Source organism: Bradyrhizobium sp. 35 (assembly GCF_023073215.1).
In the GTDB taxonomy this organism is placed as follows: Bacteria; Pseudomonadota; Alphaproteobacteria; order Rhizobiales; family Xanthobacteraceae; genus Bradyrhizobium; species Bradyrhizobium canariense_D.
Map to the genome: position 1 here is coordinate 119,114 of NZ_JADPJC010000053.1, position 15,719 is coordinate 134,832.

The following is a 15,719-nucleotide window of genomic DNA, read 5'->3' on the forward strand; positions in this document are numbered from 1 at the left end:
GCAAGAACTGCCAGGCGGCGCACCTCGATCGCCTCCGGTTTGGTAAAGGATCACTAGAGTTAATCGTGCACTAACCCGGTTTTACCTTGTCTCTTAACATCTGGGCAGGGCGTGCGAGCTAAGCTGCCGGAAACCCGCAGACACGTAAAGAATGAACGGCATGACAACCGGCGTCATCGAGCAACCGAAAGCCGCGCGCGCACCTTCGGCTTCGAAAATCTGGCTGAAGGCGATCGAGCTCACCGCACGGATCGAGACGTTGCCGGGCCGGCTGTTCGCCGATGTCGTCGACGATTGGGCGCAGCGCCAGCCAGATCGCGTTGCGCTGACCACCGATGACGCGAGCCTCGACTATGAGGGACTTTCGAAACGCATCAATCGTTATGCGCGCTGGGCGCGCTCGGCCGGTGTGGCCAAGGGCGGCACTGTCGCGCTGATCATGCCGAACGGCATCGATTATGTCGCGGCCTGGCTCGGCATCAGCCGCGTCGGCGGCGTGGTCGCGCTGATCAACACCAAGCTCGTCGGGCACTCGCTCGCGCATTGCGTCGGAGTCGCAAAGCCCGCTCACATCATTGTTGCGCATGAGCTTGCAGCGGAGCTGTCCGGCGCGTTGCCGCACTTGAAGACGGAAGCAAAGGTCTGGACCCACGGCGATGCCCGCAGCGAGCGTCCGATCGATGTCGCGCTCGACGCCCTCGATGACCGGCCGCTTTCGCCGGACGAGCGTGGTGACGTCACCATCGACGACCGGGCCCTGCTGATCTACACGTCCGGGACGACCGGCCTGCCGAAAGCCGCAAGCATCAGCCACCGCCGCATCCTCAATTGGGGCTTTTGGTTCGCCGGCCTCACCGGCGCGACGCCGCAGGACCGGCTCTACGATTGCCTGCCGCTGTTCCACTCGGTTGGCGGCATCGTGGCACCATGCAGCATGCTCGCTGCCGGGGGCTCGGTTGTGATCGCAGATAAATTCTCAGCCTCGAATTTCTGGCCCGACATCGTGCGCCACGACTGTACGCTGTTCCAGTATATCGGCGAGCTCTGCCGCTATCTGCTCAAGGCGCCGCCGTCGGAATACGAGAACCGGCATCGCCTGCGGCTCGTCTGCGGCAACGGCCTACGCGGTGACATCTGGGACGATTTTCAGGCGCGTTTCGCCATTCCGCGCATCCTCGAATTCTACGCGGCGACGGAAGGCAATTTCTCGCTGTTCAACGTCGAGGGCCAGCCCGGCGCGATCGGCCGCGTTCCGCCGTTGCTTGCGCATCGTTTCCCTGCCGGTCTCGTCAAGCTCGAGCCCGATAACGGCGCCCCGCTGCGCAATGCGGAGGGGTTTTGTATCCCCTGCGCGCGCGGCGAGGCCGGCGAAGCCATAGGCCGCATCGGCACGGCGGATGAGGGCGGCGGCCGCTTCGAGGGCTACACCGAGGCGAGCGAGACCGAGAAGAAGATCCTGCGCGATGTCATTGCCAAGGGCGATTCCTGGTTCCGCACCGGCGACCTGATGCGGCTCGACGAGAAGGGCTTCTTCCACTTCGTCGACCGCATCGGCGACACCTTTCGCTGGAAGGGCGAGAACGTCGCGACTTCGGAGGTCAACGACGCCATGCGGGGTTTCACTGGCGTGATCGACGCCACCACCTACGGCGTCGGCATTCCCGGCACCGACGGCCGCGCCGGCATGAGTGCGATCGTGGTGAACGAAGGCTTCGCCGTCGAGGCACTGCCCGCCCATCTCGCACAGCGCCTGCCCGCCTATGCTCATCCCGTCTTCATACGCATCTCGCGCGAGCTCGATGCGACCGAGACGTTCAAGCAGAAGAAGGGCGAGCTCGCGCGCGAGGGATTTGATCCCGGCGCGGTCTCCGATCCGCTGTTCATGCTGGACCCGAAGACCGGCGCCTATGTCGCGCTGGACGCGGAGACGTATGCGCAAATCAACCAGGGTACGATCCGGCTCTAGCCGCGCGAAAATCCGCCAGATAGGTCCAATTTTATCCGAATTGTCCAAGAAGCCATTTACTTCTGTCGGGTAAACAAACGGGCAAGGGTGGCGGTCATCAAGAACCGCCGCAACACGAACGACAACAGAAGCGAGCCAGCCATGTCGGTACGGTCTAAGGTCATTGAAGCGATCCAGCAGATCGCCAAAGAGCAGCACGTCGCGCTTCCCGCACTCTCGGACGAGCTGTCCCTGCACGAGACGGGCTTCGACTCGCTCGCCTTCGCCATCCTGGTGGCGCGCCTCGAGGACGAGACCGGCGTCGACCCTTTCACCATTTCCGAGGACGCAGCGTTCCCCGCCACCGTGGGCGATTTCGTGCGGGCCTACGAAAATGTCCCCGCGTGAGATCTTTGCGCTCCGCGACCATCTCGGCGCGGAGCTGACCGGCCGCACGCTGTCGGACGCGCACGATGTCGTGTCGTTGACGGATATCCTGTCGCAGACGGTCCTGGGTGGCCGCCTGGGCGAGCTGTCCGGCCGCGCGGTGCTGCTGAAATTGTCCGACCAGCTCCGATCGGGTCTTGCCATGATCGAGCTCGACGGTATTGCCCGCCGCATGCTGCTGTGCCCGCCGGATCTCAACCCGGCGCATCTCGACGCGCTGATGGCGAATGCCGGGATCGATGCCGTTGTCACCGACGAGCCCGATCGCTGGGCCGAGACTGGCGTGCCGCTGGTCGTCACCGCACAACTGCCGCTTCAAGCCACAGCGCCGGCCAGGACCGAACGCGCCACGGAATGGCTGATGCTCACCTCGGGCACGTCGGGCGTGCCGAAAATCGTCGGCCATACGCTGGAAGCACTCACCGGCGCCATCGTCGCCGAAGGCCCGGCGCGCGGACCCGCGCCGGTATGGGCGACGTTCTACGACATCCGCCGCTATGGCGGCCTGCAGATATTCCTCCGCGCCGTCCTCTCGGGCGGCTCGATGGTGCTGTCCGATCCGCATGAGGCGCTCGCCGATCACGTCACGCGGCTGAACGCGCGGGGCGTCTCCCACATCTCCGGCACGCCCTCGCACTGGCGCAAGCTGTTGATGAGCGGCTCGGCCGCGCAGTTCGCGCCGCGCTATGTCCGCCTCTCCGGCGAGATCGCCGACCAGGCGGTGCTGGACGGCCTGAAAGCGGCGTTCCCGAATTCCTCCGTCGGCCATGCCTATGCGTCAACCGAGGCCGGCGTCGGCTTTGCCGTCAATGACGGGCTGGAAGGCTTTCCGGCGGACTACCTCGGCAACCGCAACGGCGTCGAAATGAAGGTCGTCGACGGCTCGCTACGTATCCGTTCGACGCGCACGGCGCACGCCTATATCGGCCGCGACGCGGCTGCGCTCACCGATGCAGACGGGTATGTCGATAGCGGCGATATCGTCGAATTGCGCGGCGACCGCTACTATTTCGTTGGCCGCCGCGGCGGCATCATCAATATCGGTGGGCTGAAGGTTCACCCCGAAGAGATCGAGGCGGTGATCAACCGTCATCTCGATGTGCGGATGTCGCGGGCGAAGTCACGCAAGAGCCCGATCACCGGCGGCATCGTCGTCGCCGACGTGATCCTCGCCGACGGCACCGATCCGGCGCGCGCGAAAGAGATCCGCGACCAGATTCTGGATCAGTGCCGCGCTCAGCTCGCCTCCCACAAGGTGCCGGCGGTGATCCGCTTCGTCGAGGCGCTCGACGTCACCCCGGCCGGCAAACTGGCGCGCACCGATGCATAATGTTCTCGTCACCGGCGGTAGCCGCGGTATCGGCCTTGCGATCGGCCAGCGGCTTGTTAATGGCGGCTACAACGTGATCGCGGCGGCGCGGCGCGAGAGCGACGAGCTCAAGGCGGCGATTGCCGGGTCGGAGGGGCGCCTGCATTTTCGCGCTTGCGACCTCGCCGTGATCGACGCGATCCCCGCCTACGCAAAACTCGTGCGCGATGAATTCGGCCCGATCTACGGCCTCGTCAACAATGCCGGCCTCGGCACCGAAGGCTTGCTCGCGACCATGCACAATTCCGAGATCGAGGCGCTGGTGCAGCTCAACGTGCTGTCGCCGATCATTCTCACCAAATATGTCGCGCGCCAGATGATGGCCGACGGCGCCGGCCGCATCATCAACATCTCCTCGATTATCGCGACGACCGGCTATAATGGCCTCTCGGTTTACGGTGCGACCAAGGCCGCCGCCACCGGCTTCACCCGTTCGCTCGCGCGCGAGGTCGGCAAGCTCGGCATCACCGTGAACGCGATCGCGCCCGGTTTCATCGACACCGAGCTGACGCACAACCTGTCTGACGACAGCCGCAAGCGCATCGCCGGCCGCAGCGCGCTGCGCCGCCTGCCGGAGACCGACGACGTCGCGCGGATGGTGGAGTATTTGCTGGGAGAGGGCGGTCGCAATGTGACGGGTACCGTGTTTACGGTCGACGCGGGCAACACGGCGTAGGTGGAACTCATCGCCACAATTGCATTGATCCGGCGCAATGACATCGTCCGGATTTGGTCGTAAGATCCCGCGCAATCGATTGGGTTACGTCAATCGATCTGCCCTAATCGATAGGGAGCAGTCCATGACCGCTTCGAGCCCGGACAAGGCGTCGGTAAAGCCATCTTGCGCAGAGCAAAGCGACGTTCACTGCGAGCCCGTTCACTGCGAGCCGATGTCTCACCAAAATTCCGGTGACCACGGTTACGAAATGTATCCGCAGAAATTCGTGCGTCTTGTCGGCTGCCATGACGTTCCCGCCTCCGCGCTACGCAAGCGCGTGGGCGAGAAGCTGCACTAGACATTCAGGTCCGATGCTTCGGCAGGTCAATCCGTTCGTGTGAGAACTCCGGCGGGCCCTCGGTCAGGCGGCGGATCCGGCGCTCGCGTTCGTCTTCAGACAGCGCAGGATCGAGCAGTCCCTCGAGTTCACGCACCGCAAGCTCTTCGATCCTGGTGGCATCCGAAGCGAGCGGGTGCCCTGGCGGGAGTGCCGGGGGCGCGACCTTCAGGCCGAGCTCGACCAGCTTACCGATGGCTTCCGAGCGCTACAGGTGATGGGTTTCGGCCCAGCTATCCACGGCCGCGGTCAGGCTTTCCGGCGTCTTCACCGCGCTGATCGGATCACGCCCAGTGCGCCGGCTTGCCGGAGCGATGGAGTCCTTCCTGTCGAAGTCGGACACGTCGATGTTCCCGCGCAACCATGTCAGATCATCGAGACTAGACGCCATTTACGGTCAACCGTTTAATGACCTTCTGTGGCATTGCAGTGCGCCCTCATCTTGTTGTCCGGGTCCATTTCGGCCAATGGTTGCAAGGGCGCGCGCCTGGCGAACCGAATCGATTCTTCTACGTATGTCCCTTTGGACGTGCGTCCCAACCATCCGGCATCATCCGATGACATCAGCGTTCTATAGCGGCATTCCGGTCTTTCGCGGCTTCACCAGTCTGATGGACCCCGCTTTGTATTCGCCGCTGCCCGACGACTGGAGCGTCGGCGTTGCCGACATCGTGGATTCGACCAAGGCCATCGCGGCGCAGCGCTACAAGGCGGTGAACATGGCCGGTGCCGCCGTGATCGCAGCCGTGACGAATGCATTGGAGGGACGCGAATTTCCCTTCGTGTTCGGCGGCGACGGCGCGAGTTTTGCGGTCGCGCCTAATGATCTCGAACTGGCCCGCGAGGCTTTGGCTGCGACCGCGACCTGGGTGCGGGAAGATCTCGACTTGCGGATGCGCGTCGCGCTGGTGCCGGTGAGCGCCATTCGCGCGCATGGCCTAGACGTGCGCGTCGCGCGCTTCGGACCGTCGGCCAATTTGTCCTATGCGATGTTTTCTGGCGGCGGGCTCGCCTGGGCGGACGCAGCGATGAAGCGCGGCGAGTTTGCGATCACCGAAGCGCCCGCGGGGACGCAGCCCGATCTCTCCGGCCTGTCCTGCCGCTTCGAGGTGATTCCGGCTGCGCGCGGCCTGATCCTGTCCGTGCTGGTCATGCCGGCCCAAGGCGCCGATCCCTCGGCATTCCGCAACGTGATCGAGGACATCATCCATCTCGTCGAGCGCAGCCCGGATGCCGGTCGTCCCGTGCCGCCACAAGGGCCGCCGCTGACATGGCCGCCGCAAGGGCTGGAATATGAGGCGCGCACCAAGCGCGGAGGTCCGTTGCTCGCACGCCGCGCCAGCGTGCTGGCCTACACCCTTTTCGTCTATCTGATCATGCGCTTCGATCTCAAGGTCGGCGGCTTCGTGCCGAAGCTCTATACACTGCAGGTCGTGGAGAACTCCGACTTCCGAAAATATGACGACGGCCTGCGCATGATCCTCGACTGTACGCCGGAGCTCGAACGCGCCCTCAGCGATCGCCTCGCGATTGCCGCGCGCGACGGCATCGTGCGTTACGGCCTCTATCAGCAGGACGCTGCGATGATGACCTGCTTCACCCCGTCGGCGTTGCGCAGCGATCACGTCCATTTTATCGACGGCGCGCGGGGCGGCTACGCCTCGGCGGCGACGGCGCTGAAGGCGATGACGGCGTGAAGCGCTAGCGCCCCGCCCGCGTCCAGGTTTCGCCGCCGCAGAGCGCGCCGACGCAGCCTTCGACCCGCAGCGAATCCGGATGGAATCACATTCCCGCGTTTATTTGCCTGCGTGCAATGACCTGCGCTTATTTGACCCAGCGCACGAAGGCGACCGAGGCCGCGGTCGACAGCCCGAATACCGCCATGGCGCCGCCGACCAGCGCGAACAGGGTCCAGGCCGGAGCCTGCACCATCATGAGGCCGCCGCCGCCGATCGCGACGATCAGAAGCCGTGCGGTGGAGGCGAGCACGGCACCGCCGACCCGCGCCGCGCCTTGCGAGGAGAAATACAGCGACACGCCCACGCCGAAGAACACGAAGGTTGGGCCTGCCCAGTGGAAGTAGCTGTGCGCGGCGGCGGCAACGCCGGGATCCCTGGTGAAGAGCGAAACCCACAGGGATGGATCGAGCGCGATGATGAGGCCGATCAGGCCGACGGTAAGTCCCGAGGCCCCGGCCGCGGTCCAGGCCACGCGCCGCGCGCGCTTCACCTGTCCGGCGCCCATCGCCATGCCGACCATCGGCACCGATGCGATGCCGAAGGCGAAGGTGATCGGGATCAGCAAGAATTCCAGTCGCGAGCCGATGCCGTAACCGGCGAGCATCTCGGTGCCGAAGGTCGCCAGGATCTTGGTGAAGATCAAAATGGTGAGCACGGTCTGGAGCGGCGACAGGCAGGCGACCGCGCCGACCTTGAGGATGTCGAAGAACAACGCGCGATCGAAATGGAAGGCGCCGAAATCCAGCGGCAGCCGGCTGCGGCCGGACCAGAGGTACCAGAGGAAGAAGATCGCAGCGCAGGTGAATGCGATCAACTGACCGGCGGCCACTCCGGGCATGCCGAATTGCGGCACGCCGAACAGGCCGAGCCCCAGCGTGCCGCCGAGCGCGATCTGGAGCACGCTCGTCCCGATCAGCGCCATCGAGGGCAGACGCATGTCGCCGGTGCCGCGGATCACCGACGCCAACGTGTTGACGAGCCAGATCGCGACCGCGCCGGAGAACAGCATTTGCGAATAGCCGCTGGCTTCCTCGAGCACACGCTCGCGCCCGCCCAGCAGCGCGAAGAACGAGCGGCCGAAGACGAGCATCGTCACCGTGAAGAAAAGCCCGCCGCAGAGGCCGATGATGGCGGCATGCAGCGCCAGCGTCGCCGCACGGTTCCGGTCGCCTGCGCCGAGCGCGCGGCTGATCGCAGACGAGACGCCGCCGCCCATCGCGCCTGCGCTCATCATCTGCGTCAGCATGGCGAATGGGAACACCAGCGCGATCGCGGCGAGCGGAATGGTGCCGAGCCGGCCGATATAGGAGGTCTCGGCGACCGCGACCAGCGTGCTGCCCACCATCGCGATCATGTTGGGGATCGCGAGCCGCAGCAGCGTCGGCAGGATCGGGGCCGTCAGCAAGCCGGCGATGGGGGAGGCGACCGGGGCAGGCAGCGGCACGGCGTCTATCGAGGCGTCGATCGTCATGTGTCACCGCGCGGAATATTGGATGATGATCGACATATTATATGGCGGGCAGCCCCGGCACCAGCCGCGCCTCACGCAGGGCTCACCAGGGCAGGCCGCAGAGGTCGATAGTGCCGAGTGTCGGCGCGCTGACGATGTTGCAGACATAGGGCGCCATGTGAGTGAAGCGGATCCGCCCCTCCGGCTGCTCGCAATAGACCTCGCCCTTGAAGGGGAGCCAGCTGCGGGCTTCGTAGAACGCGACATTGTGCGGCTCGCAGAACAGCAGCGCGAAGCGGACCGCCTCGTTGGCGCGCATGGTATGCACCGCGGCATCGATCGCCATGGTCGCATAGCCGCGGCCGCGCCGATCCTCCCGCGTGCAGACGCCGCCGATGCCGCCGATGTGAACCTTCTGCCCATTCCAAGTGACGGTGCGGAAGTAGATGCCGACGTGGCAGACGAGACCATCCTCGGGCGTCTCGATGAGGACGCGCAGGTCGGCATTGGCCCATTTGACGTGAGCCCAGGGCTGCTTCGCGACGATATCAGGTCCGAAGACCGCCTGGTGCAGTGGCTCCGCCATCCGCCAGGAGGCGTCGCCGTTCAAAATGTCGATCTCGATGCTCATCGCTCTCACCTTCGCATCTCCGCGCCGTCGGTGCGTTTCGTTCTGCCATAAGCACCTCAAAGGCAATGATATTTTATGGCCTGGTTGAAACGCCCTACATCCTTGCGACGATTTTATGCAATCCGGCCAAGCCGCCGCACCATGCCTTTTGGAAAATTCACGGTATTTAACAGCCGCGGAACCTTCTATAAGGGGTGACCGTTAAGTCTCGTTCCCCCATCAGTCGCGGACAACACCCATGACCTTTACGCTGCCCCCACTCCCCTACGCCTATGACGCCCTCGGACAATTCATGTCGAAGGAAACGCTCGAATTCCACCACGACAAGCATCATCAGGCCTATGTCACCAACGGCAACAACGCGCTCAAGGGCACCGAATGGGAAGGCAAGTCCCTTGAGGAGATCGTCAAGGGCTCGTTCGGCAAGAACCCCGCGGTGTTCAACAATGCCGGCCAGCACTACAACCACATCCATTTCTGGAGCTGGATGAAGCCCAATGGCGGCGGCACCAAGCTGCCGGGCAAGATCGAGAAGAAGATCAACGAGGACCTCGGCGGCTTCGAGAAGTTCAGGACGGACTTCCAGGCGGCCGGCGTCGGCCAGTTCGGCTCCGGCTGGTGCTGGCTCCAGGTCAAGAACGGCAAGCTCGAGATTTCCAAGACCCCGAACGGCGAGAATCCGCTGGTGCACGGCGCCACCCCGATCCTCGGCTGCGACGTCTGGGAGCACTCCTACTACATCGACTACCGCAACCGCCGTCCCGACTATCTGAAGGCGTTTGTCGAGAACCTCGTGAACTGGGAATACGTCGAGTCGCTGTTCGACAAGGCCTGAGTTCGACGAGGCCTGGGCTTCACGCATTCCGGGGCCGGCTTTGCCGCTCCGGAATGACGGAATTGAAAGGCGGTCGAGGCGCGGCCGCCTTTTTGTTGTGCGGAATTCGCACTTCGCCTCGCATGGCCCTGCGCGAGGTGCGCATCGCTCCCGTCATCGTACTGTTTGCATCGCATCTGCGGCGCCCTTAAGCAGGACGGGCATCGCCCTCGAGCCGAACGCGCCCGTTGTCAGATCCTTCCTCGAAAGACCCGGCATCCGCCGAGGACGCGGAATCCGAGCCGCGGCCGGGTCGCGTGCGCAAGCCGATCGGCTGGTCGACCATCATCATCGCAGCCCTTGTGGCGGTGAGCGCAGGTCTGGTCTGGCGGCGTGATGGCACCGACGGTGTTCTCGAGATACTGACCCACGATCTCTCGCTGTTCGGCGGCATCCTGCCCCGCGTGCTGGCCGGCTGCCTGCTCGGTGCGTTCATCTCCGAGATCCTGCCGCACGAAAAAGTCTCGCGCGCGCTCGGGCCGAAATCGGGCCTGAAAGGCCTTCTGATCGGCACCGCCTTCGGCGCGATCCTGCCCGGCGGTCCCTTCACCGCCTATCCCGTGGCGAGTGCGCTGCTGGCGGTCGGCGCCGATTTCGGTGCCACCATCGCCATGGTCGTGAGTTGGACCTTGATCGGCTATGGCCGGGCGGTCGCCTGGGAAATCCCGATTATGGGCACCGACTTCACGCTGTGGCGCATCGTCATCTCGCTGCCGTTGCCGGTGCTCGCAGGCGCGCTCGGCCGCTTCGTCTATGTCCGGCTTTATCCGAAGCCGGCCATGAAGGACGACGAGACATGAGCGCCGCGCTCCTGATCGACATCCTGTTGTGGGGTTCGGTGTTCGGCGTCGGCCTGATCGCCTTTCGCCGCGGCCCACCAGTGTTCAAGGCCTCGCTGCGCGAAGGCTCGATGGACTTCATCAACATCGTGCCGCGGATCGCGCTGGGGGTGATCGGCTCCGGCTACATCGCCGCTATCATCCCACAGGAGGTGATCAGCGGCTGGCTCGGCCCGGACAGCGGCTGGCTCGGGGTCGCGACTGCCGTGGTCGCCGGGGCCGCGACGCCCGGTGGCCCGGTGATCGGGTTCTCGATCGGGACGGTGGCCCTGAAATCGGGTGGTGGGGTGCCGCAGGTGGTCGCCTATGTCGTCGCTTGGGCGCTATTTGCCTTCCAACGGGTGATTTTGTGGGAAATTCCGTTCATGCCGGCCCGTTTCGTCTGGTTCCGCTGCGCGGTTTCGGTGCCGTTCCCGTTCGTCGCCGCCGCCATCGCCATGCTGATCGGCAAACCCTGAGCCCGGCATGGACAGCTGTAATGTTATAATATAACATCCAGGAATGGTTCCCGCCGCGTCCCAAGCCCATCATAGCGATCATGCTCATAGCCATTCCCATGACGACGGGCATTCGCATGGACACGATCACACCCACGCACATGTCCACGGTGCGGCCTCTCCGCATCCGGCTCAGGCGGCGCACTGGTCGATCCTGCGCATGACGATGGCCGCCCGTCTCGCGGCCGCGCTCGCGGTCTGCGCCGTGCTTTGGGGCGTGGTCTTCCTGGCGATGAGGTGACCATGGCGGCGCTGCATTTCCACAACGTTACGCTCGGCTATGACCGCCATCCGGCCGTGCACCACCTCAATGGGGAGGTCGCGCCGGGCGCGCTGCTGGCCGTGATCGGCCCGAACGGCGCCGGCAAGTCGACGCTGCTGCGGGGCATCGTCGGCATCCTCAGGCCGCTCGACGGCAGCATCCATCTCGGCGGGCTCGACAGCCGCGATATCGCCTATCTGCCGCAGAGTGCGGAGATCGACCGCAGCTTCCCGATCTCGGTGCTGGACTTCGTCGCCACCGGGCTGTGGCGTGGGACCGGCCTGTTCGGCGGCATCGGCAAGGCGGCGCGCGAAAAGATCCTCCGCGCGATCGCTTCCGTTGGCCTCAACGGTTTCGAAAACCGCCCAATCGGCACGCTCTCGGGCGGCCAGATGCAGCGCGTGCTGTTCGCGCGCGTACTGCTCCAGGACGCGCGGCTGATCGTGTTGGACGAGCCCTTCAACGCCATCGACAGCAAGACCACGGCTGATCTGCTGACGCTGGTGAAGCACTGGCATGGCGAGGGCCGCACAGTGCTCGCCGCACTGCACGACATGGAGATGGTGCGCACCCATTTCAGCGAGACGCTGGTGCTGGCGCGCGGTCCCGTGGTGTGGGGGCCGACGGCGGAGGTGCTGACGCCGGAAAACCTGCTGGTCGCAATGCGGATGTGCGAAGCCTTCGACGACAGCGCCGCCACCTGCTCGGCCGATGATGCCCGCTCACGGGCGGCTTGATATCCGATGCTCTATGACGCGTTGATCGGCCCGTTCACCGAATTCGAGTTCATGCGACGTGCGCTCGCGGCCGTTATCGCGCTGTCGCTCGCGGGTGCGCCGATCGGCGTGTTCCTGATGTTGCGGCGGATGAGCCTGGTCGGCGACGCCATGGCACATGCAATCCTCCCCGGCGCCGCTGTCGGTTTCCTGCTCTCCGGCCTCAATCTGTTCGCGATGACGGCCGGAGGCCTGATCGCAGGTTTTGCCGTCGCAATCCTCGCAGGCCTCGTCGCGCGCTCGACCGGGTTGAAGGAGGATGCCTCGCTCGCGACCTTCTATCTGGCCTCGCTGGCGCTCGGCGTCACCATCGTCTCGATCAAGGGCACCAATATCGACCTGCTGCACGTGCTGTTCGGCAATATTCTCGCGATGGACGACCAGACGCTGCTGGTCGTCGCATTCAACGCCACGGTCACGCTGCTGGTGCTCGCCGTGATCTACCGTCCGCTGGTGATCGAAAGCGTCGATCCGCTGTTTTTGCGCACCGTCAGCCGGGCCGGCGGGCCTGCGCATCTCGCTTTCCTCGCGCTGGTCGTGATCAACCTCGTCAACGGCTTTCAGGCGCTCGGCACGCTGCTCGCGGTCGGCCTGATGATCCTGCCGGCCGGCATCGCGCGGTTCTGGTCGCGCGATCTCACCGTCATGATCTGCATCGCGGTCGTCGCTGCCGCCGTGTCCGGCTATGCAGGTCTCGTGCTGTCGTTCCAGACCCGTGTGCCGTCGGGTCCTGCGATCATTCTGGTGGCAAGCGCGCTCTACACCGTCTCCGTCCTGTTCGGCCGGGTCGGCGGCGTCGTTAGGCAGCTGTTTCCCGGCCGGCATTTGGAAGCGTGATAGCGATGCGGCGCATCCTGCTTTGTGTGCTTATGCTGATCGCCTCGCCGCTGCACGCCGCTGAGCAACTGAAAGTCGTCGCGAGCTTCTCGATCCTGGCCGACTTCGTCCGTAATGTCGGCGGCGACCGGATCAATCTGACGACGTTGGTCGGGGCCGACAGCGACGTCCATGTCTACGCGCCCGCGCCAAGCGATGCGAAGCGGATCGCGGACGCAAAGCTGGTCATCGTCAACGGGCTTGGTCTCGAGGGCTGGCTGCCACGGCTCGTGCAGTCCTCGGGCAGCAAGGCGCAGGTGGTTATCGTGAGCGCCGGCATCGCGCCGCTCAAGCTCGGCTCGGCCGCAGATCCGCATGGCTGGCAGTCGGTCCCCAACGCCAAAATCTACGTCACCGACATCGCCAATGCGCTGGCCGCGGTCGACCCTGACGATGCGGAGTTCTTCCGCGCCCGGGCCAAGGCCTATTTGGAAAAGCTCGAAACGCTCGACCGCGAGGTCCGCGCAGCCGTGGCCAAGATCCCGCAGGAGCGTCGCAAGGTGATTTCGACCCATGACGCTTTCGGCTATTTCGCCGCCGAATACGGCGTCCAGTTCATCGCGCCGCTCGGCGTCTCCACGGAAACCGAGCCCAGCGCGCGGGACATCGCCACCATCATCGGCCAGATCAAGGCCCAAAAAATCCCAGCCGTGTTCCTGGAAAATATCAGCGACGACCGGCTGATCCGGCGGATCGCGGCGGAGACCGGCTCAAAAGTCGGCGGGACCCTGATTTCGGACGGTTTGACCGGCGAAAAGGGGCCTGCACCCACTTACATTGATATGGTCAGGCACAATATAAAGGCCCTGACCAGTGCGCTTGACCACTAGGGCAGGGGCCACCCCGCCTCGCGTCGCGCGAAAAGCCCGAAGTCCGGAGTTGTTATGTCTGAAGCGACCGCCCCAAAAATTCCCGTGACCGTCCTGACCGGCTATCTCGGTGCGGGCAAGACCACGCTGTTGAACCGCATCCTGTCGGAAAACCACGGCAAGAAATACGCCGTCATCGTCAACGAATTCGGCGAGATCGGCATCGACAACGACCTCATCATCGGTGCCGATGAGGAAGTGTTCGAAATGAACAACGGCTGCATCTGCTGCACCGTGCGCGGCGATCTCGTGCGCATCATGGAAGGCCTGATGAAGCGCAAGGGCAAGTTCGACGCCATCATCGTCGAGACCACCGGTCTTGCCGATCCGGCCCCCGTCGCCCAGACCTTCTTCGTCGACGAGGACGTGCAGAAGAGCGCGCGCCTCGATGCGGTGGTCACGGTTGCGGACGCCAAATGGCTATCCGACCGCCTCAAGGATGCACCTGAGGCCAAGAACCAGATCGCCTTTGCCGACGTCATCGTGCTGAACAAGATCGATCTCGTTTCCAAGGGAGAACTTGCCGAGGTCGAGGCCCGCATCCGCGCCATCAATCCCTATGCGAAACTGCATCGCACCGAGCGCTGCTCGGTGGCTTTGGCGGACGTGCTCGACCGCGGCGCTTTCGACCTCGACCGCATCCTCGACATCGAGCCGGACTTCCTGAATGCCGAGGATCATGACCACGACCATGATCATCACCATCACGACCATCATCACAATCATGATCACAGCCACGGCCTGAAGCACTATCACGACGAGGACATGCAGTCGCTGTCACTCAAGACCGACAAGCCGCTCGATCCGAACGTGTTCATGCCCTGGCTTCAGAACCTGGTGCAGGTGGAGGGCGGCAAGATCCTGCGCTCCAAGGGCATCCTTGCTTTCCACGACGATGATGACCGCTACGTCTTTCAGGGTGTCCACATGATGCTGGAGGGCAACCACCAGCGCAAATGGAAGGACGGCGAGCCGCGCGAGAGCCGCCTCGTCTTCATCGGTCGCGAATTGCCGCAAGACCTCATTCGCCAGGGTTTTGAGAGCTGCATCGTCTCGTGATGAAAGAGTTTACGCCACCCGCCGATTCCGCCTCGATCGTCTCCGTCACCGAGCGCGTCAAACCGCTCGCGCTCGGCATGGTCGTGACCTCCGTGCATTTCCTTGGCAACCGCGCCGCCTTCGTCGGCGGCGAGGAGAATGTCGCGCTCGTGGATAGCCAGGGTGAGATCAGCAAGATCGCCGTGCACAGCGGCGGCATTCTCTCGGCCGCCTCCGACGGCAAGCGCCTCGTGATGGGCGGCGACGATGGAAAAGTCGTGTCGCTCGAGGCCAAAGGCGAAGTGACGCTGCTTGCGACCGACCCGAAACGGCGCTGGATCGATGCGGTGGCGCTGCATCCGGACGGTGCCTACGCCTGGTCGGCTGGCAAGACTGCTTTCTTCAAGAGCGGCAAGAGCGAGGAGAAGTCGCTCGAGGTGCCCTCGACCGTCGGCGGCCTCGCGTTTGCGCCGAAGGGCCAGCGTCTCGCGATCGCCCATTACAACGGCGCGACGCTGTGGTTTCCCAACATGGCGGGGTCGGCCGAATTCCTGCCTTGGGCCGGCTCGCATCTCGGCGTCACCTTCAGCCCGGACAACAAATTCCTGGTCACCACGATGCACGAATCGGCGCTGCACGGCTGGCGGCTTGCCGACAACAGGCACATGCGCATGACCGGCTATCCCAGCCGCGTCCGCTCGATGTCGTGGAGCGCGGGCGGCAAGGCGCTGGCGACCTCGGGCGCCGACACGGTGATCCTGTGGCCGTTCGCTAGCAAGGATGGCCCGATGGGCAAGGAGCCAGCGATGCTCGCGCCGCTGCAGGCGCGCGTGTCGGTCGTCGCCTGCCACCCCAGGAACGACATCTTCGCCGCCGGCTACAGCGACGGCACCGTGCTGATGGTCCGTCTGGAGGACGGCGCCGAGATCCTCGTCCGCCGCAACGGCACGCCCGCAGTCGCCGCGCTCGCCTGGAACGCGAAGGGGACGCTGTTGGCGTTCGCCGACGAAAATGGTGATGGCGGCCTGCTCGAGCTTTAATCTGTCATCGTT

General features: G+C 64.5%; 17 protein-coding genes and 2 pseudogenes. 15 read left to right on the plus strand and 4 right to left on the minus strand.

Annotation, left to right across the window (positions count from 1 at the left end; translation table 11 throughout):
• Window positions 1-151 precede the first annotated feature (151 nt).
• From IVB36_RS10880 to IVB36_RS10900, 5 genes are all read left to right on the plus strand, one after another.
• Complete coding sequence (locus tag IVB36_RS10880) at window positions 152-1,966, plus strand: long-chain-acyl-CoA synthetase (protein ID WP_247391479.1); 1,815 nt, start codon at window positions 152-154, stop codon at window positions 1,964-1,966.
• 141 nt (window positions 1,967-2,107) lie between these two features.
• Complete coding sequence (locus IVB36_RS10885) at window positions 2,108-2,353, plus strand: acyl carrier protein (RefSeq protein WP_018453301.1); 246 nt, start codon at window positions 2,108-2,110, stop codon at window positions 2,351-2,353.
• Complete coding sequence (locus tag IVB36_RS10890; RefSeq protein ID WP_018453302.1) at window positions 2,340-3,722, plus strand: fatty acid--CoA ligase family protein; 1,383 nt, start codon at window positions 2,340-2,342, stop codon at window positions 3,720-3,722. The genes IVB36_RS10885 and IVB36_RS10890 overlap by 14 nt, the downstream gene beginning before the upstream one ends.
• Window positions 3,715-4,437, plus strand: coding sequence for an SDR family NAD(P)-dependent oxidoreductase (locus IVB36_RS10895; protein WP_247299310.1), 723 nt, complete (start codon window positions 3,715-3,717; stop codon window positions 4,435-4,437). Before IVB36_RS10890 ends, IVB36_RS10895 begins: the two co-directional genes overlap by 8 nt.
• Window positions 4,438-4,561: 124 nt before the next feature.
• Window positions 4,562-4,777 (plus strand): hypothetical protein, encoded by a 216-nt coding sequence (locus IVB36_RS10900; protein ID WP_026232507.1) that lies wholly within the window; start codon window positions 4,562-4,564, stop codon window positions 4,775-4,777.
• A 4-nt stretch (window positions 4,778-4,781) separates the two neighbouring features.
• Here IVB36_RS10900 and IVB36_RS10905 read toward each other — a convergent pair.
• Window positions 4,782-5,207: pseudogene (locus IVB36_RS10905) on the minus strand (hypothetical protein).
• Between the two features lie 166 nt (window positions 5,208-5,373).
• On the opposite strand from IVB36_RS10905, the gene IVB36_RS10910 reads away from it, so the two are divergent.
• Window positions 5,374-6,513 (plus strand): DUF3095 domain-containing protein, encoded by a 1,140-nt coding sequence (locus IVB36_RS10910; protein WP_247391481.1) that lies wholly within the window; start codon window positions 5,374-5,376, stop codon window positions 6,511-6,513.
• 4 nt (window positions 6,514-6,517) lie between these two features.
• On the opposite strand, the pseudogene IVB36_RS10915 reads toward IVB36_RS10910, so the two are convergent.
• From IVB36_RS10915 to IVB36_RS10925, 3 genes and pseudogenes are all read right to left on the minus strand, one after another.
• Window positions 6,518-6,589, minus strand: a pseudogene (locus IVB36_RS10915) (DUF2147 domain-containing protein); the annotation flags it as partial.
• Window positions 6,590-6,640: 51 nt separating this feature from the next.
• The gene (locus IVB36_RS10920) at window positions 6,641-8,026 is read right to left on the minus strand and encodes an MATE family efflux transporter (protein WP_018453308.1); all 1,386 of its coding nucleotides are present in this window, start codon (window positions 8,024-8,026) and stop codon (window positions 6,641-6,643) included.
• Window positions 8,027-8,108: 82 nt separating this feature from the next.
• Window positions 8,109-8,636, minus strand: coding sequence for a GNAT family N-acetyltransferase (locus IVB36_RS10925; RefSeq protein WP_018453309.1), 528 nt, complete (start codon window positions 8,634-8,636; stop codon window positions 8,109-8,111).
• 238 nt (window positions 8,637-8,874) lie between these two features.
• On the opposite strand from IVB36_RS10925, the gene IVB36_RS10930 reads away from it, so the two are divergent.
• The 9 genes from IVB36_RS10930 to IVB36_RS10970 all read left to right on the plus strand — a co-directional run bounded on the left by IVB36_RS10930 (window position 8,875) and on the right by IVB36_RS10970 (window position 15,707).
• A complete protein-coding gene (locus tag IVB36_RS10930; RefSeq protein WP_247391482.1) occupies window positions 8,875-9,471 on the plus strand; it encodes a superoxide dismutase in 597 nt (198 codons plus the stop codon).
• A 227-nt stretch (window positions 9,472-9,698) separates the two neighbouring features.
• The gene (locus tag IVB36_RS10935) at window positions 9,699-10,310 is read left to right on the plus strand and encodes a permease (RefSeq protein WP_018453310.1); all 612 of its coding nucleotides are present in this window, start codon (window positions 9,699-9,701) and stop codon (window positions 10,308-10,310) included.
• The gene (locus IVB36_RS10940; protein WP_018453311.1) at window positions 10,307-10,807 is read left to right on the plus strand and encodes a hypothetical protein; all 501 of its coding nucleotides are present in this window, start codon (window positions 10,307-10,309) and stop codon (window positions 10,805-10,807) included. The genes IVB36_RS10935 and IVB36_RS10940 overlap by 4 nt, the downstream gene beginning before the upstream one ends.
• Window positions 10,808-10,850: 43 nt before the next feature.
• Window positions 10,851-11,087: a hypothetical protein gene (locus tag IVB36_RS10945; protein WP_039798633.1), complete on the plus strand. Its 237-nt coding sequence runs from the start codon at window positions 10,851-10,853 to the stop codon at window positions 11,085-11,087.
• Window positions 11,088-11,089: 2 nt separating this feature from the next.
• Window positions 11,090-11,845, plus strand: a complete 756-nt coding sequence (locus IVB36_RS10950) for an ABC transporter ATP-binding protein (RefSeq protein ID WP_018453313.1) — start codon at window positions 11,090-11,092, stop codon at window positions 11,843-11,845.
• Between the two features lie 6 nt (window positions 11,846-11,851).
• Window positions 11,852-12,721 (plus strand): metal ABC transporter permease, encoded by an 870-nt coding sequence (locus IVB36_RS10955; protein WP_007597190.1) that lies wholly within the window; start codon window positions 11,852-11,854, stop codon window positions 12,719-12,721.
• Between the two features lie 5 nt (window positions 12,722-12,726).
• Window positions 12,727-13,590, plus strand: a complete 864-nt coding sequence (locus IVB36_RS10960) for a metal ABC transporter substrate-binding protein (RefSeq protein ID WP_018453314.1) — start codon at window positions 12,727-12,729, stop codon at window positions 13,588-13,590.
• A 54-nt stretch (window positions 13,591-13,644) separates the two neighbouring features.
• Window positions 13,645-14,688, plus strand: coding sequence for a GTP-binding protein (locus tag IVB36_RS10965; RefSeq protein WP_026232508.1), 1,044 nt, complete (start codon window positions 13,645-13,647; stop codon window positions 14,686-14,688).
• Window positions 14,688-15,707, plus strand: coding sequence for a WD40 repeat domain-containing protein (locus IVB36_RS10970; RefSeq protein ID WP_018453316.1), 1,020 nt, complete (start codon window positions 14,688-14,690; stop codon window positions 15,705-15,707). Before IVB36_RS10965 ends, IVB36_RS10970 begins: the two co-directional genes overlap by 1 nt.
• Window positions 15,708-15,719: the final 12 nt, after the last annotated feature.

Excerpts from the sequence above, each read along its gene's own strand:
- IVB36_RS10900 (WP_026232507.1), top strand. The coding sequence starts at position 4,562 with ATGACCGCTTCGAGCCCGGACAAGGCGTCGGTAAAGCCATCTTGCGCA.
- IVB36_RS10965 (WP_026232508.1), top strand. The coding sequence starts at position 13,645 with ATGTCTGAAGCGACCGCCCCAAAAATTCCCGTGACCGTCCTGACCGGC.
- IVB36_RS10920 (WP_018453308.1), bottom strand. The coding sequence starts at position 8,026 with ATGACGATCGACGCCTCGATAGACGCCGTGCCGCTGCCTGCCCCGGTC.
- IVB36_RS10880 (WP_247391479.1), top strand. The coding sequence starts at position 152 with ATGAACGGCATGACAACCGGCGTCATCGAGCAACCGAAAGCCGCGCGC.
- IVB36_RS10945 (WP_039798633.1), top strand. The coding sequence starts at position 10,851 with ATGGTTCCCGCCGCGTCCCAAGCCCATCATAGCGATCATGCTCATAGC.
- IVB36_RS10955 (WP_007597190.1), top strand. The coding sequence starts at position 11,852 with ATGCTCTATGACGCGTTGATCGGCCCGTTCACCGAATTCGAGTTCATG.
- IVB36_RS10930 (WP_247391482.1), top strand. The coding sequence starts at position 8,875 with ATGACCTTTACGCTGCCCCCACTCCCCTACGCCTATGACGCCCTCGGA.
- IVB36_RS10925 (WP_018453309.1), bottom strand. The coding sequence starts at position 8,636 with ATGAGCATCGAGATCGACATTTTGAACGGCGACGCCTCCTGGCGGATG.
- IVB36_RS10910 (WP_247391481.1), top strand. The coding sequence starts at position 5,374 with ATGACATCAGCGTTCTATAGCGGCATTCCGGTCTTTCGCGGCTTCACC.
- IVB36_RS10885 (WP_018453301.1), top strand. The coding sequence starts at position 2,108 with ATGTCGGTACGGTCTAAGGTCATTGAAGCGATCCAGCAGATCGCCAAA.
- IVB36_RS10890 (WP_018453302.1), top strand. The coding sequence starts at position 2,340 with ATGTCCCCGCGTGAGATCTTTGCGCTCCGCGACCATCTCGGCGCGGAG.
- IVB36_RS10970 (WP_018453316.1), top strand. The coding sequence starts at position 14,688 with ATGAAAGAGTTTACGCCACCCGCCGATTCCGCCTCGATCGTCTCCGTC.
- IVB36_RS10895 (WP_247299310.1), top strand. The coding sequence starts at position 3,715 with ATGCATAATGTTCTCGTCACCGGCGGTAGCCGCGGTATCGGCCTTGCG.
- IVB36_RS10960 (WP_018453314.1), top strand. The coding sequence starts at position 12,727 with ATGCGGCGCATCCTGCTTTGTGTGCTTATGCTGATCGCCTCGCCGCTG.
- IVB36_RS10940 (WP_018453311.1), top strand. The coding sequence starts at position 10,307 with ATGAGCGCCGCGCTCCTGATCGACATCCTGTTGTGGGGTTCGGTGTTC.
- IVB36_RS10950 (WP_018453313.1), top strand. The coding sequence starts at position 11,090 with ATGGCGGCGCTGCATTTCCACAACGTTACGCTCGGCTATGACCGCCAT.